This window comes from Mesorhizobium sp. KR1-2, assembly GCF_040045035.1.
Classification (GTDB): Bacteria; Pseudomonadota; Alphaproteobacteria; order Rhizobiales; family Rhizobiaceae; genus Pseudaminobacter.
Window position 1 is genome coordinate 67,868 of the sequence record NZ_JBDZDS010000007.1, and the last position, 16,060, is coordinate 83,927.

The 16,060-nt window shown below is 62.1% G+C and carries 10 protein-coding genes and 2 pseudogenes; 5 read left to right on the top strand and 7 right to left on the bottom strand.

Annotated elements, in window-relative coordinates; genetic code table 11:
* Positions 1–3: 3 nt before the first annotated feature.
* Together ABLE85_RS15200 and ABLE85_RS15205 are read right to left on the bottom strand one after the other, a co-directional pair.
* A complete protein-coding gene (locus ABLE85_RS15200) occupies positions 4–852 on the bottom strand; it encodes a transporter substrate-binding domain-containing protein (RefSeq protein ID WP_348793569.1) in 849 nt (282 codons plus the stop codon).
* A 199-nt stretch (positions 853–1,051) separates the two neighbouring features.
* Positions 1,052–1,375, bottom strand: a pseudogene (locus ABLE85_RS15205) (DDE-type integrase/transposase/recombinase); the annotation flags it as partial.
* A gap of 132 nt (positions 1,376–1,507) precedes the next feature.
* Here ABLE85_RS15205 and ABLE85_RS15210 point away from each other — a divergent pair.
* The 4 genes and pseudogenes from ABLE85_RS15210 to ABLE85_RS15225 form a co-directional block, all read left to right on the top strand.
* Positions 1,508–2,173 carry a GntR family transcriptional regulator gene (locus tag ABLE85_RS15210; protein ID WP_348793570.1) on the top strand — a complete coding sequence of 222 codons (666 nt, stop codon included), beginning with the start codon at positions 1,508–1,510 and terminating at the stop codon, positions 2,171–2,173.
* Positions 2,174–2,241: 68 nt separating this feature from the next.
* Positions 2,242–3,831, top strand: coding sequence for an ABC transporter substrate-binding protein (locus tag ABLE85_RS15215; RefSeq protein ID WP_348793571.1), 1,590 nt, complete (start codon positions 2,242–2,244; stop codon positions 3,829–3,831).
* A 212-nt stretch (positions 3,832–4,043) separates the two neighbouring features.
* A complete protein-coding gene (locus ABLE85_RS15220; protein ID WP_348793572.1) occupies positions 4,044–5,090 on the top strand; it encodes a beta-eliminating lyase-related protein in 1,047 nt (348 codons plus the stop codon).
* A gap of 324 nt (positions 5,091–5,414) precedes the next feature.
* Positions 5,415–5,615: pseudogene (locus tag ABLE85_RS15225) on the top strand (DDE-type integrase/transposase/recombinase); the annotation flags it as partial.
* A 214-nt stretch (positions 5,616–5,829) separates the two neighbouring features.
* On the opposite strand, the gene scpA reads toward ABLE85_RS15225, so the two are convergent.
* From scpA to ABLE85_RS15240, 3 genes are read right to left on the bottom strand one after another with little or no spacing between them, the layout of a single operon-like run.
* Positions 5,830–7,971 (bottom strand): methylmalonyl-CoA mutase, encoded by a 2,142-nt coding sequence (scpA, locus tag ABLE85_RS15230; protein ID WP_348793573.1) that lies wholly within the window; start codon positions 7,969–7,971, stop codon positions 5,830–5,832.
* A gap of 10 nt (positions 7,972–7,981) precedes the next feature.
* Positions 7,982–10,000, bottom strand: coding sequence for an acetyl/propionyl/methylcrotonyl-CoA carboxylase subunit alpha (locus ABLE85_RS15235; RefSeq protein ID WP_348793574.1), 2,019 nt, complete (start codon positions 9,998–10,000; stop codon positions 7,982–7,984).
* A gap of 11 nt (positions 10,001–10,011) precedes the next feature.
* Positions 10,012–11,544: an acyl-CoA carboxylase subunit beta gene (locus tag ABLE85_RS15240; protein WP_348793575.1), complete on the bottom strand. Its 1,533-nt coding sequence runs from the start codon at positions 11,542–11,544 to the stop codon at positions 10,012–10,014.
* A 143-nt stretch (positions 11,545–11,687) separates the two neighbouring features.
* On the opposite strand from ABLE85_RS15240, the gene ABLE85_RS15245 reads away from it, so the two are divergent.
* The gene (locus ABLE85_RS15245; RefSeq protein ID WP_348793576.1) at positions 11,688–13,100 is read left to right on the top strand and encodes a short-chain fatty acyl-CoA regulator family protein; all 1,413 of its coding nucleotides are present in this window, start codon (positions 11,688–11,690) and stop codon (positions 13,098–13,100) included.
* A 424-nt stretch (positions 13,101–13,524) separates the two neighbouring features.
* On the opposite strand, the gene ABLE85_RS15250 is transcribed toward ABLE85_RS15245, so the two are convergent.
* Both ABLE85_RS15250 and ABLE85_RS15255 read right to left on the bottom strand, forming a co-directional pair.
* Entirely contained in the window at positions 13,525–14,364 is an 840-nt protein-coding gene (locus tag ABLE85_RS15250; RefSeq protein ID WP_348793577.1) for an alkaline phosphatase family protein, read from the bottom strand.
* Positions 14,365–14,446: 82 nt separating this feature from the next.
* Positions 14,447–16,036 carry an ABC transporter substrate-binding protein gene (locus ABLE85_RS15255; protein ID WP_348793578.1) on the bottom strand — a complete coding sequence of 530 codons (1,590 nt, stop codon included), beginning with the start codon at positions 16,034–16,036 and terminating at the stop codon, positions 14,447–14,449.
* Positions 16,037–16,060 lie beyond the last annotated feature (24 nt).

A 16,060-nucleotide genomic window follows, 5' to 3' on the forward strand; every position in this document is an offset into this window, starting at 1 on the left:
GGATCAGGCGCCCGTGTCCGCGCGGTAGCGCGCGATGATTTCATCCGTCTTTACGGATACGCCGTTGCGCGCCAGATCCAGGTAAAGGTCGGCGAACGCCGCCAGATGCGAGGCGTCGGGCCGGATGCCGATGGCCAAGGTGTCAGTCTTGTCCGTCAGCGTGATGGAGCGGGCGACCACGGTCAGGGACGGGTCGTCGACGAGCAGTTTCTTGATCTCAAAATCGTCCCTGTAGGCCATGTCGAGCGTCTCATCGCGCACGGCATCGATCATTGACGACCAGTCGCCGAACTCGCGGATGCTGGCGTTGGGGAAATTGGTCGAGGCGAATTCTGCGAAGGCGGAGTGGGCGATAACCCCGATCTCGCCATTGAAGTCTCGCACCACGTCGTCAGCTGGTCGGCCATCCGCTATGTGCGCGAACCGCACCCGGTTGGTGATCAACCCGTGGTGCAAGACGCCATAGGGTTGCGAATAGCGAATGGTGCGCCCGCGCTTGAGCGTGCGGCTCAGCTTGCAGATCGCGATGTCGGCTTCTCCGGCGGCGAGGCGGGCGACGGCGTCGTCGAATGTCGTGGCCGAGCGGTCGAAAGTCGGGGCGACCTGCAGCGCGGCGGCGAGGCCGTGCGCCATCTCGACGTCGAGGCCGCTTTCATCGCCGGTTGCGTCGGTGAAGAAAGGGCGTGTGGCAAATCTCGGCATGGCGAAGCGGAGATTCCCACGCGCGACGATCTCGTTGACGTCGTCGCCCCTGTCGATTGCTGCAAAAGCCCGTGGAGCCGCGGCGGCAAAGACCGCCCCGGCGAGAAGGTTCCGGCGGGAAACCAGTCTCTGCGACCAGCCTGAACTCATGATACGCCTCTTGGCCGCGCCTATTGCGACGCCGTATTCACATTCCAGAATGCGCTGAACATCGTCTGGCACATGACTCTCGAATGTTGACACTATTCGCAGAGGGTTAAGAAATGCTGGCATCGCCGATGTTGTCTGCATCGAATGCGCCTTTGTCGCAAACTGGTTGATGTAATGCGAACGATCAGCTGGCGCGCCCTCAAGCAACGAGAATTTCGAACTGCTCGGCCAGTGACGGTGCTGTATTGGAGGCGCATCTTGCCTGCCGCTTCCTCACCATATGTACCATCTCGATGCCGAACAGGATGGTAGCGGCACAGGCGAACGACTTGAAGCCGAGCATGGATCTGATTCGTCGTTTGACGCGCCGATGATCCTGCTCGATGCGGTTGTTCAAGTATTGGCTTTGCCGGATACGGATCGGCTTCAGCGGTCGTCGGGATCGATCCTGTAACCGGTTCTCCCCATCGCAGGCAACGATTGCTTCTCGGTTCGTTTGACTGCAGTCAATGACGATGCGTTCCGGCGCACCATCATTAAACGTTGGTCAGCAATCGACACCAACATCCAACGCCTAGCGACGACGGACCCACAAGAATTGTCGATTGTTAACAATTAACAATCATGCTAGAAGCGCGGTTAAGAGGTAGTAGCTATGAAGATCGACAAACTTAGCTTTGCGGACCGCGCGACCGATCAGTTGCGCGGCGAGATCGTCCACGGGCGCCTCATCCCCGGTGCCAGGCTCACCGAGGTCGACCTTGCCACACAACTCGGCACCAGTCGGGGGACGGTCCGCGCGGCCTTGTCCGCGCTTGAGGCCGAAGATCTGATTGTCAAGCAGCCCTATACCGGCTGGGCGGTGCGTGACATCTCCGAAAAAGAGCTCTGGGAGACTTACACCCTGCGCTGTGCACTTGAGGGGCTTGCCGCGCGGCTGATCGCCGGCGCGCTAAATGCCGAGGTACAGAACGCATTGAACGTGGCCTTCGAACGCCTCCAGCAAGCAGAAGAAAGCGGCAACAGTGGCGAGCGCGTTGATGCCGACCTCGGTTTTCACCGCACACTGGTGAACCTTGCCGGCCACGACAGCCTGTCGCGGCAGTATTTCGGCCTCTCCAACAAATTCGAATGGCTCTATCGCTGGTCTGAGAACCACTGGCCGAGCCGCATCGATCTGACGAGCTGGCACCGGCCAATCATCGACGCGATCCTTTCAGGCGACCCGAATGCGGCCGAGCGGGCCATCAGAGAGCATGGCGAAAGCAGCCTTGCCGACGACCTGCGCGATTTTACCGAACTGCGCCGGCAGTCGGCCTGATGCTGATCAGCATGGCCTCCAAGATTTGATCGAGAAACAAGTCAGACGTGGCGAGAGGGAGGAATAGTATGTCCGATGAGTTTGATTACCTGAGGAAACTGGTTAGCCAAGGGATGCTTTCGCGGCGCGCCTTTCTTGGGCGAGTCGTTGCGGTCGGTGCATCCGCTGCTATAGCCGGTTCGCTCGCCGATCGGGCCTTCGCGCAATCACCGGTAAAGGGTGGTATCCTGAAGGCGGGCCTGCGCGGCGGTGCATCCAGCGATAGTCTGGACCCAGCGTTGATCAGCAACCAACTTCCGATCAATTTTTGCAAGATGTGGGGCGAGTTTCTCGCACGTATGACGCCCAACGCTGAACTCGAGAACCTGATTGCCGAAGAGTTCGGCGCGTCGGACAAAGGCAGAACCTGGACGATCAAGATTCGTGACGGCATCGAGTTTCACAACGGCAAGACGGTGACAGCCGAAGACGTGGCGGCCACGTTGAGGCGTCACAACGACGCGAAGTCCCAATCGGGCGCTTACGGCATCCTGAAGAACATCACGGGTATCAAGGCCGACGGCAAAGAGGTGATCGTCACCTTGGCCACGCCAGACGTCGACTTCCCCTACCTGATGACGGATTATCACCTCGTCATTCAGCCGAACGGCGGCATGGACAACCCGGCCGCCGGCATCAGCGCCGGCCCCTACAAGGTGACGGTCAATGAACCGGGCATCCGACACGGGGGTGAAAAGTTCAAGAACTACTGGCAAGGCGACATTCTCGGCCACGCCGACCAGATCGAGATCATCGTCATCAATGATGCCACGGCCCGTATTGCGGCGCTACAGAGCGGCCAGGTCCACATGATCGATGGCATCGAGCCGAAGGTGGTAGATTTGGTCAAGCGTGTGCCCGGCGTTACAGTCGAAACGGCCACGGGCAAAAGCTTAAATGTTTTCAATATGTTCTACGATACAGCGCCATTCAACGACAACAATATGCGTATGGCACTGAAACTTGCCATGGATCGCGAGCAGATGGTGAAGCGCATTCTGCGTGGCTATGGTGAGATCGGCAACGACTTTCCGATCAATTCGGCCTATCCATTGTTCCCCGATGACATTCCACAGCGGGAATTCGATCCCGACCAGGCCAAGCACTATTACAAGAAGTCCGGGCATAGTGGCCCGATCACACTCAGAACGTCGGAAGTGGCGTTTCCAGGTGCTATCGACGCCGCGCAACTATACCAGCAGAGTTGCACCCAAGCTGGCATCACGATCGACGTTAAGCGCGAGCCAAACGATGGCTATTTTTCCGAGGTCTGGAACAAGCAGCCTTTCTCGCTGTCGGAGTGGAGCGGTCGCGCTACGCAGGATCAGATGTACTCCACCGCATACCTCTCAAGTTCCGAGTGGAATGACACACGCTTTGCTGACGAAAAGTTCGACAAGCTGATCACGGCGGCCCGAGGCGAATTTGACCAGACCAAGCGCAAGCAGATGTATCATGACGCCGCAATGGTCCTTCATGACACCGGTGGGCTGATCGTTCCCTTCTTTAATCAATGGATCAACGCCGTTGCCACCGACAAGGTCGGGGGCTGGGTCAAGGACCCCAACGATGATATGAGCAATGGTTATGCACTGGCCAGATGCTGGCTGAAGGCCTGATTCCACACGCTTGGGAGTTTCACCTCGAGCATCCGTTCGGTTCGGGCTTATCGTGAACTCAGGCCGGCAGCCGCCTGGCGTGCCGGTCTGAATAACAGCGGCATGAGATTGTATTCGCCAATGCAATGGAACCCAGCCAATCATGTGACGTGAAGATGACCGGTCTGGCCGCTCGCGGCCAGTCCAATATGCGATAAATTTCTGGGCGCTAAATGACTTACGATTTCAGATCCGACAATGTCGCCCCGCCAAGGGCGGAATTCCTCGATGCCGCGCTCCGCAGTTGCGCCGGTTGGATGGATGCCTATGGCGAGGATAGTATCACTGCCCGGGTAGAAGATATGTTCGCCGACATCTTCGAACACGAGGTGGTGGCTTTTCCGATCCTCACCGGTACGGCAGCAAACGCCTTGGCACTGGCGCAGATTTCGAACCGTTTCGGCCAGATCCTTTGCCATCGATCTTCGCATATCTATCTGGATGAGTGTGGCGCGGTGGAGTTTCACAATCCAGGCGGCAGGCTCAAGCCCCTCAATGGCGAGGGCGGTAAGCTGGACGTGGACCACTGCGCGCGTGCTCTTGGCGTCATTGATGACGTGCACCAACTGCGCTGCACTGCGCTGTCAATCAGCCAGGCTACCGAAATGGGCACCTATTATTCCGCTGGCGAAGTAGGGAAGCTGGCTGCCTTGGCCAAGAAGAACGGCATGGCGGTCCATATGGATGGCACGCGCTTTGCCAATGTCGTTGCTGCCTCAGAAGCCGCGCCGGCCGAACTGACCTGGCAATCCGGTGTCGACGTACTCTGCCTCGGAGCCACGAAGGGCGGCGCGATAGGCGCTGAGGTGGTCTTATTCTTCGACCGGCATCAAGCCATGGATTTCAAGCGACTGATGAAGCGATCGGGCCACCTGCCATCACGCATGTGGTTTCTGGCGGCGCAACTCCAAGCCTGTTTCCAGGGAGGACTCTGGCTGGAATCGGCCCGCCATGCAAACGCCATGGCCGCACGGCTGGGCGCTGCCTTGGAGACAGGCCATCCGATCGTCCCATACCATCCAGTTCAGACTAACATGGTCTTCCTCAAGATCGACCAAGCGACACGCGACTACCTGCGCCAGCAGGGTTTTGATTTCTATACCGTCGAGGATGAGAAGGATGGTATCTTGGCAAGGCTGGTGACTTCGCACGCCACTCAGCCGGACGATGTGGATCGCCTGGTGGATGCAATCCGTTGTGCTGTGCATAATGCGGCTTGAGGTGCAGGGCGAGGATCAACGTACACTGATATTCCAGTCATGGCCTGATCCCGAAGGCCTAGGGTGACTTCGCGAGACCAATCTGCGGCGAATCGCCAACCCGGGGCTGACGACCAAGGAAAACGACGTAGCCGAAGCGGTATAGCGGGGCGCGAACAGCCTGCACGCTGGCGCCTGCGACCAGAGCCTGAGAAAGGCCCGACACGGCCTGCTCTCCCCTCCTCCAGAACAAGTCGGATTGTGAGCGTATGCGACGGCGGCGCGACCTCCTCGCAGCAAAGCGTTTCCTCCGAAAAGCCCTCAAGCGTCATGGCCGACTCGATCTTGTGATCAAACCGCATCGAGCAGAACCACCGACGCGTCAAACGCCGCATCCGGTCCGTTCTCGGGTTCAAGTCAACGGTGACGGCCGCGGTCATCCTGTCTGGCATCGAAATGATCAACATGATGCGAAAGCGACAGGCGAGGATTGCCTATAATCCTGATCCATCCATCGCCGAGCAGTTCACGATCATCGCGGCATAGAACACAGACGCGACCCGCCGTTCTTCAACTCGCATCCAATTTTGCGGCGGATCCGGCCGACCTATCGCGGGAGCGGAGCCACCCCCCTCATCTGCCGCCAAGCGGCCTTCACTACCATCGCAATTCCCTGCCCGCCGCCGATACGCATCGTGATCAGGCGGTAGCCGCCGCCGAGGCGTTCCAGTTCATAAGGCGCCTTGACCTGGCCGAACCGTTACTGGTTGCGGCGGCGCCCTTCCAGAAGATCGATCACGGCGCGCGCCGCATCGAGCACATTGGTGCCTGGGCCGAAGACGGCCGCGACGCCGTGGTCGAGCAGGTATTGATAGTCCTGCCGCGGGATCACGCCGCCAACCACGACGACGACGTTTTCGGCACCCTTCGCCTTCAGTGCTTCGACCAGTTGCGGCGCGAGCGTCTTGTGGCCGGCCGCCAAAGATGACATGCCGACGACGTGGACCTTCGCTGCGATGGCGGTGTCTGCCGCTTCTTCGGGTGTCTGAAACAGCGGTCCGGCGACAACCTCGAAACCGATGTCGCCAAAGGCCGATGCGATCACCTTGGCGCCGCGGTCGTGGCCATCCTGGCCGAGCTTGGCCACCATGATGCGCGGCTTTTCGCCTATTGAGCCGGCAAATTCGTCGAGCCGGTCAACCAAGGTCCGGTATTCCGGCTCGCCGTCATAGGCCTTGCCGTAGATGTTCCCGACCACCTTCGGGACCGCCGCATGGTCGCCGAAGGCGCGGCGCATGGCATCCGAGATTTCGCCAACCGTAGCACGTGCCCGCGCCGCCTCGACGGCCGCCGCCAGCAGGTTGCCCTCGCCGCTGCGCGCGACCTTCTCGAGTGCAGCGAGTGCGTCTTCCACGCGCTTCGGATCGCGCTGGCGCCGCGTGCGTTCGATGCGGGCGATCTGCGCAGCCCGCACGGCGGAATTGTCGATCTCCAGAATGTCGATCTCGTCTTCCTGCTCGCGCCGGTACTTGTTGACGCCGACGATGACCTCCTCGCCCTTGTCGACGGCCGCCTGCCTGCGGGTCGCGGCCTCCTCGATCAGCCGCTTCGGCAAGCCGGAATCGACTGCCCTGGTCATGCCGCCCAGCGTCTCCACCTCCTCGATCAGCGCCCAGGCCTTTTCGGCAAGCTCGTTGGTCAGGCTCTCGACGTAGTAGGAACCGGCGAGCGGATCGACGACCTTGGTGACGCCGGTCTCGTGCTGGAGGATGAGTTGGGTGTTGCGGGCAATGCGGGCCGAGAACTCCGTGGGCAGCGCAATCGCCTCGTCGAAGGAGTTGGTGTGCAGCGACTGCGTACCGCCAAGTGCTGCCGACATGGCTTCGAAAGCCGTACGCACGATGTTGTTGTAGGGGTCCTGCTCCTGCAGCGACACGCCCGAGGTCTGGCAATGCGTGCGCAGCATCAGGGAAGAAGCCTTCTTCGGTACGAATTCCTTCATAATGCGCGACCAGAGCAGACGCGCGGCCCGCAGCTTCGCCGCTTCCATGAAGAAGTTCATGCCGATGGCGAAGAAGAAGGACAGCCGCCCGGCGAAGTCGTCGACATTGAGCCCCTTCTTCAGCGCCGCCCGCACATATTCGCGCCCGTCGGCCAGGGTGAAGGCAAGCTCCTGCACCAGCGTCGCGCCCGCCTCCTGCATGTGGTAGCCGGAGATAGAGATGGAGTTGAACTTCGGCATCTCGCTCGCCGTGTACTCGATGATGTCGGCAATGATGCGCATCGAGGGTTCGGGCGGATAGATGTAGGTGTTGCGGACCATGAACTCCTTGAGAATGTCGTTCTGGATGGTGCCTGACAGTTTTTTGCGCGAAACGCCCTGCTCTTCGCCGGCCACGATGAAATTGGCGAGGATCGGGATCACCGCGCCGTTCATGGTCATCGACACCGAAATCTGGTCGAGCGGGATGCCATCGAACAGGATCTTCATGTCCTCGACGGAATCGATCGCCACGCCCGCCTTCCCGACATCGCCCACCACACGCGGATGGTCGCTGTCGTAGCCGCGATGGGTGGCAAGGTCGAAGGCCACCGACACGCCCTGCTGCCCGGCGGCCAGCGCCTTGCGGTAGAAGGCGTTGGATTCTTCCGCCGTCGAGAAGCCGGCATATTGCCGGATCGTCCAGGGCCGGCCGGCATACATGGTGGCCCGGGGCCCGCGCACGAAGGGCGCGAAGCCCGGCAGGCTGTCGAGGTGAGAAATCCCCTTCAGATCGCCGGCGGTATAGAGCGGCTTGACGGCGATGCCCTCGGGCGTGTGCCAGACAAGCGCGTCTGGCGTGCCTTTGGTTTCGCGTTCGGCGAGCTTGCGCCAGTCATCGGTGTTGACGCGATCAGTCATCGCCCTGCCCTCACTCGAATTCCATGATCAGTTCGTCCACGGCCAGGCTCGCGCCTGCCGCCGCTGCGATGCGCGCGACGGTGCCGCGACGCTCGGCGCGCAGCACGTTCTCCATCTTCATCGCCTCGACAGTGGCGAGTGCCTGGCCGGCCTCCACCTGCTCGCCTTCGCTGACGGCAATGGATGTGACCACGCCCGGCATCGGGCAGAGCAGCAGCTTCGACGTGTCCGGCGGCAGCTTGGCCGGCATCAACCGCGCCAGTTCGGCCACGCGCGGGCTACGCACATGCGCAACCACATCCATGCCGCGCCAGCGCAGCCGCCAGCCCGTGCCGGATCGCAAGGTCTTCACGCCCATCGGCGCTCCGTCGACTGCAAACTGCGCGTGTTGCTGCCCGGGCAGCCAGTCGCTCGCGACGGCAAGGGATGCGCCGCCCTCGAATTGGGCGACGATGCCGTTGGCCTCCTGCCCGACGTGGACCGGGAAGGCGAAGCCGGCGAGCGTGACGACGCGATCGGCGGCTACCGGGCGCTCGTGGTTGGTCAACGTACCGGAGATCTGGGCATTGCGACGCTGCACCTGAAGATCGATGAGCGCCGCCACCACCGCAAGCCTCCTGGCGTCGTCTTCGGACGGTGCGACGCCGGCAAAGCCGTCGGGATATTCCTCGGCGATGAAAGCAGTCGTCAGCGCGCCGGCGCGAAAGCGCGGGTGCTCCATCACCGCCGACAGGAACGGCAGGTTGTGACCGATGCCCTCGACCTCGAAATCGTCCAGCGCGCGCGCCATCGCCTTGACAGCCGCGGCGCGGGCGGGCGCCCCCTCTCCCGGCGCCCAGGTGCAGAGCTTGGCGATCATCGGGTCGTAATACATCGAGATCTCGCCGCCCTCGAAGACGCCGGTGTCGTTGCGCACCACGGTGCCGTCGTCGCGCGTGCCTTCGACCGGCGGACGATAGCGCGTCAGCCGGCCGATCGACGGCAGGAAGTTGCGATACGGGTCCTCCGCGTAGAGCCGGCTTTCGATCGCCCAGCCGGTGAGCTTCACGTCGTTCTGCGTGATGCGCAGCTTCTCGCCGGTCGCGACGCGGATCATCTCCTCGACCAGGTCGATGCCGGTGATCAGCTCCGTCACCGGGTGCTCGACCTGCAGGCGCGTGTTCATTTCGAGGAAGTAGAAGTTTTTCTGGCCGTCGACGATGAACTCCACCGTGCCGGCGGAGAAGTAGCCGACCGCCTGGGCGAGTGCCACCGCCTGTTCGCCCATCGCCTTGCGGGTGGCTGCATCGAGGAACGGCGACGGCGCCTCCTCAATGACCTTCTGGTTGCGGCGCTGGATCGAGCATTCGCGCTCGCCGAGATAGATCAGGTTTCCATGCTGGTCGCCCAGCACCTGGATCTCGATGTGACGCGGCTGGATGACGAACTTTTCGATGAAGATGCGATCGTCGCCGAAGGACGATTTCGCTTCGTTCCGCGAGGACTGGAACCCCTCGCGCGCTGCGGCGTCGTTCCAGGCGATGCGCATGCCCTTGCCGCCGCCACCGGCGGAGGCCTTGATCATCACCGGATAGCCGATCTCCGAAGCGATCCTGACCGCCTCGTCAGCATCCTCGATCAGCCCCATATGGCCGGGTACTGTGGAGACGCCGGCCGAAGCAGCGATCTTCTTCGAGGTGATCTTGTCGCCCATGGCCTCGATCGCCACCGTCGGCGGGCCGATGAAGGCGACGCCCTCGGCCATCAGCGCCTCGGCGAAATGCGCGTTTTCCGACAGGAAGCCATAGCCAGGATGCACGGCGTCCGCTCCGGTCTGGCGGATCGCGGCGAGGATCTTGTCGATGACGATGTAGGACTGGTTCGACGGCGGCGGGCCGATGTGCACGGCCTCGTCGGCCATCTTCACGTGCAGCGCCTCGCGGTCGGCATCGGAATAGACGGCAACCGTCGTGATGCCGAGCTTGCGCGCGGTCTTGATGACACGGCAGGCGATCTCGCCGCGATTGGCTATGAGGATTTTCTTGAACATTGGCGACCTGCTCACAAAGGCATCGTGTCGTGCTTCTTCCAGCGCGTGTCCACGCTCTTGCCGCGCAGGGCGGCAAAGGCGCGAGCGATGCGCCGGCGCGAGGAGTGCGGCATGATCACCTCGTCGATGAAGCCGCGCTCGGCGGCAACGAAGGGATTGGCGAAGCGCTCTTCATAGGCCCGGGTGCGGGCGGCGATCTGGGCCGGATCGTCGAGTTCGGAACGGTAGAGTATCTCGGCGGCGCCCTTGGCGCCCATCACCGCGATCTCCGCCGTCGGCCACGCATAGTTGACGTCGGCGCCGATGTGCTTGGAGGCCATGACGTCGTAGGCGCCGCCATAGGCTTTTCTGGTGATCAGCGTCACCATCGGCACGGTCGCCTGGCTATAGGCGAACAAGAGCTTGGCGCCGTGCTTGATGACGCCGCCGTATTCCTGCGCCGTGCCGGGCAGGAAGCCGGGCACGTCGACCAGCGTCAGGATCGGGATCGAGAAGGCATCGCAGAAGCGCACGAAGCGCGCGGCCTTGCGCGAGGCGTCGATGTCGAGGCAGCCGGCGAGCACCAGCGGCTGGTTGGCGACGACGCCGACGCTCTGGCCCTCGATGCGCATGAAGCCGGTAATGATATTTCTGGCGAAGGCTTCCTGGATCTCGAAGAAGTCGCCCTCGTCGGCGATTGCCGTGATCAGCTCCATCATGTCGTAAGGCTTTGTCGCGCTGTCGGGCACCAGCGTGTCGAGGCGCATGTCCAGCCGCGCCGGGTCGTCGTGGAAGGGCCGGACCGGCGGCTTGTCGCGGTTGTTGAGCGGCAGGAAGTCGAACAGGGCGCGGACCTGCTCCAGCGTCTCGATGTCGTTGTCATAGGCGCCGTCGGCGACCGAGGATTTGCTGGTATGGGTGCGGGCGCCGCCCAGCTCTTCGGCGGTCACGATCTCGTTGGTGACGGTCTTCACCACGTCGGGGCCGGTCACGAACATGTAGGAGGTGTCGCGCACCATGAAGATGAAGTCGGTGAGCGCCGGCGAATAGACCGCGCCGCCGGCGCACGGACCCATGATGACCGAGATCTGCGGGATGACGCCGGAAGCCTCGGCGTTGCGCTTGAAGACATCGGCATAGCCGGCGAGCGAGGCAACGCCCTCCTGGATGCGCGCGCCGCCGCTGTCGTTGAGGCCGATCACCGGCGCGCCGTTCTTCACCGCCATGTCCATGATCTTGCAGATCTTCTGCGCGTGCGTCTCCGACAGAGAGCCGCCGAGCACAGTGAAATCCTGCGAAAAGACATAGACCAGCCGGCCATTGATGGTGCCCCAGCCGGTGACGACGCCGTCGCCCGCCACCTTCTGCTCGGCCATGCCGAAATCGGTGGCGCGGTGGGTGACATACATGTCGTATTCCTCGAACGAGCCCTCATCGAGTAGCACGTCGAGGCGCTCGCGCGCCGTCAGTTTGCCCTTGGCGTGCTGGGCGGCGATGCGCCGTTCGCCACCGCCCAGACGCGCCTGCTGGCGGCGGGCTTCGAGCTGTTCGAGCACGGCGCGCATGGTGTTCTCCCCTTCGCAAACAAATCGCGGCGACAAGGCCGCAACGACGCTGTTTAAATCGGGGCCTGAACTGCGGGAACGGTTGAAAGAGTACGGTTGCGTAATGTATGAAACCGTCAATTGCAAAATGCGTATTTGCGAAAATGGCACCACGAAAACTCTTTGTCGGTCGAAAAATCCGGGAAATCCGCGAAACCCAAAAAGCCACGCAGGCGGCCTTCGCCGAGCGCATCGGCATCTCCACCAGCTATCTCAACCAGATCGAGAACAACCAGCGGCCCGTTTCGGCGGCCGTGCTTCTGGCGCTGGCGGAAAATTTCCAGATCGACATCGGCTCGATCTCGCTGGGCGACGACGACAGGCTGCTTTCGGCCGTGACCGAGGCCCTGGCCGATCCGGTCTTCGACAATTATCGGCCGAGCCTTCAGGACCTGAAGCTGATCACCCAGAACGCGCCGGCGCTGGCTCATGCGCTGCTCGCCTGCCATCAGGCCTATCGGCGCAACAGCGAGCAACTTGCCAGCCTGGACGACCGCTTCGGCCGTACCGTCTCATCGGCCGAGCCGACTCCCTATGAGGAGGTTCGCGACTTCTTCCACTTCGTCGACAACTACATCCACGAGTTGGACATCGCCGCAGAAAAGCTCGCGGCGGAACTCGGCCTGCCCGAGCGCGAAGCGAGCGTCGCCCTCCCCGTCTATATGGAAACCCGCCACAGGGTACGGATCGTGCGGGCTGCGCCGAACGACGACATCATCCGCCGCTTCGACCCGCAGTCGCGCGTGCTGTTCCTCAGCCCCTATTCGCCAGTCGCCACGCGCTCGTTCCAGATGGCGTTCCAGATCGCGGAGCTGGAGATGGAGGCGCAGGTGAACGCGATCGTGCGGCGTGCCGGCTTCCGCACGGCGGAAGCCTCGGAAATCTGCAGGATCGGACTGCGCAACTATTTCGCCGGGGCGCTGATGCTGCCCTACCAGCCCTTCATGACCGCGGCGAAGGAGCTGCGCCACGACCTGGAGCTTCTCGCCGCCCGCTTTGGGGCGAGCATCGAGCAAGTGGCGCATCGCCTGAGCACGCTGCAGCGGCCCGGCGCCAAGGGCGTGCCGATCTTCTTTGCCCGCATCGACCGGGCCGGCAACATCACCAAGCGTCACAGCGCGGCCAAGCTGCAGTTCGCCCGTTTCGGGGCGGCCTGCCCGCTCTGGAACGTCCATGAAGCCTTCGAGACGCCCGGCCGCACCATAAGGCAGCTTGCCGAGACGCCGGATGGGGTACGTTATCTGTGCGTGGCAACCGAGCTTACCAAGGGCGGCGGCGGCTTCAACGCGCCGCAGCGGCGCTATGCCATCGCGCTGGGCTGCGAGATCGCCCATGCCGGAGACTTCGTCTATGCTGACAATCTCGACCTCGGAAACCGTGCTGCCTTCGACCCCATAGGCATTTCCTGCCGTATCTGCGAACGCACCAACTGCCAGCAACGCGCCGTGCCGCCGCTGAAGCGGCGGCTGGTGATCGACCACAATCTGCGCGGGGCCGTGCCCTACAGGATCGACTGAGCCTCTGGAATTTGCCAGGGCAAAAGATGACCTCAGCCGATGTAGAGCTTGCCCAGCCCGGACAAGGCCTGCGTCTGGCCGCCAGCCGCAGCATGTGCCAGGATCTGCGGGCTATACTCTGCAGCTCAGGTCACCGGCTTTCCACCGACCTCAATCTCATTGATCACGCTAGCAGGCGCCGCAAAATCGTAATCGGGGACGGCGCTGTTTTCAGCGCGCACAAAGCAGGATCGCTGACGCGTCGAACTGGCGGCCCTTGAACATTCAATCCTCCGAACATGTCAGAAGCTCTCCTTGCCACAGTGCCGGCATTCAAAACGTTGCAGCACAACCCATGGATTTCCATCTAGCTACTGCTCACCATCGAACCTGAGGCATCTTCGTGCATAGGATGGGCTAGCGCTTTCATTTTTGCGGCCACGTTTTACCTCAGAAAGGGCTTCGCCTTCATCGACCCCGGAATCTCCACGCCGAGCCGGCTAAGCACCGTCGGTGCAAGCTGCAACTGGTCGAGCAAGGCCCCGCTTCCCGGTCCTTCGCCCTTGCCGAAATAATAGAGCGCGAAATCCTGCTGGTCTTCCTCGCGCCCGCCATGGTGGCCACGGTCGGTCTGACCATGGTCGGCGGTGACCATCACTTCATAACCGGCTTCGAGCCATTTCGGCAGGAACGCCGCCAGCATAGCGTCCATGGCGGAGCAGGCATGGTCCATCTCCATGCAGTCGTGGCCATAGCGGTGGCCCATGGAATCCAGCGTGCAGGTGTGCAGGATGCCGTAGTCGATGCCGTGGCGCTTGGTCAGCATGGTCAGCGTGGCGAAGAGGTCGACATCGCTCGGCGTCATCTGGTTCTTGTTGTTGTAGCCAGTCATGGTGTGGATACGGCCATGGGTGATAGGCCCGCCGGGCTCGTCATACTCCATGTCCTCAACGGGGTCGAAGGGATAGCGGTTGAAGAATTCCGACCAGTAGGAATGTGTCACCGCGCCGGTCTTGCCGGCGGCCTTGGATATTTCTGAAAACAGGTCGGGCTGACCGACCCGAAAGCGGTTCTCGTTGGAGAGGATGCCGTGCACCTGCGGCGGCGTGCCGGTATGGATCGAAGCATAGCAGCAGGCCGAAGTGGAGGGCAGCACGGAGCGCATTTTCCACACGCGCGCGTCGCCCGACTGGACCCAGCCCTCGAGATTGCCCATCAACCGGCGCCAGTTGCGATAGGGCACGCCGTCAAGAATGATGAGCAACAGCTTGGATTTGAGCGCCATCGGCGGCTCCGTCTGTCTAGTGTTGTTGGATAGGGGATGAAAGGGCTGCCGGATTGTCCGGCAGCCCTTATGGGTCGCGGGGTCAGGCCTTCAGCCAGCATTCGGCCAGCGCGTAGCCATCCATCATCTCGCCCTGGGGGCTCTTGATGTAGCCGCCGACCTTGTCGGTGGCTGCCGCGTCGATGAACTGGTTGAAGAACGGCACGATCAGCCCGCCCTCGTCGCGGATCAGCATCGCCATGTCGCGGTAGATCGCCTTGCGCTTATCCTGGTCCAGTTCGCCGCGCGCGGCATACAGCATCTGATCGAATTTCGGGTCCTTGTAGCGCGTGTCGTTCCAGTCGGCCGTCGAGATGTAGCCTGTGGAGTACATCTGGTCCTGCGTGGCGCGGCCACCCCAGTAGGAGAGCGAGAAGGGCTTCTTGTTCCAAACTTCCGACCAGTAGCCGTCGCCTGGTTCGCGCTTGATCTCGATCTTGATGCCGGCCTTGGCGCAGCTCTGCTGATAGAGCTGCGCCGCGTCGACCGCACCGGGGAAGGCGACGTCAGAGGTGCGAAGAAGGATCGAGCCGGAATGGCCCGATTTTTTATAGAGCGCAGCCGCCTTTTCCGGGTCGAACTTGCGCTGCTCAATGTCGTCGGAGAACAGCGGATAGGCTTCGTTGATCGGGAAGTCGTTGCCGACCGAACCGTAGCCGCGCAGGATCTTCGCCAACAGTTCTTCGCGGTCCATGGCCAGTTTCAGCGCCATGCGAAGGTCGTTGTTGTCGAAAGGCGCGGTGTCGCAGAATATGTTGAACGGGTAATAGCCCTTGCCCGAGACGTTCTCGATCGTTACGCCCGGCACGCGCTTGACTAGATCCACCACCTTCGGCTCGACGCGGTTGATGAAGTGTACCTGTCCGCCCTGAAGGGCCGCCAGCCGCGCGGTAGCGTCGTTGATAACGACGATTTCCACCTGATCGGCATGACCGGCCCTGTCGCCGCGCCAATAATTGGCGAAGCGTTCACCGCCGTGGCGCACGCCCGGCTGGTTGACGGTCACCTTGTAGGGGCCGGCGCTGATGCCGGCATTGGGGTCATCCCGGCCGCCGTTCGGCTGGATGACGAGGTGATAGTCGGCCATCAGGTAGGGAAAGTCTGCGTCGGGGTCGGCGAGCGTGACGATTACCTCCTTGCCGGCGGCCTTGATCCCCTTGATGTTTTTGAGGATGCCGAGCGCTCCCGACTTCGATTTCTCGTCGCTGTGCCTTTCGAGGGTGGCCGCGACGTCTTCGGCGGTTACTGTCTTGCCGTTGTGGAATTCGATGCCGTCGCGCACCTTGATCGTCCAGGTCTTGACGTCCTTGGAGGCGCCGATCTCCTCGGCGATCAGGTTTTCCAGCCTGCCCTCGGGTGTCAGGCGGGCAATGAACTCGCCCCACTGCTTGCAGAAGGAGAAGGTGACCTGGCTGAGATTGAGCGCGGGGTCGAGGCTATTGCTGGATTCGCCGCCCTGCAGTCCTGCCTTGAGGATGCCGCCCCGCACAGGTGTCTGTGCCAGCGCCTTTCCGGCCACTGTATTGGCTGCGATCGCCGATACGCCAAGCGCAGCCGCGCGCCCCAGAAAATCGCGGCGCGACAAGGCGCCCTTCGCCATCCGCAGGGCGAGGTGGTTCAGTTCGTCAGACATCTGTCCCTCCATTGCAGAAAGTAA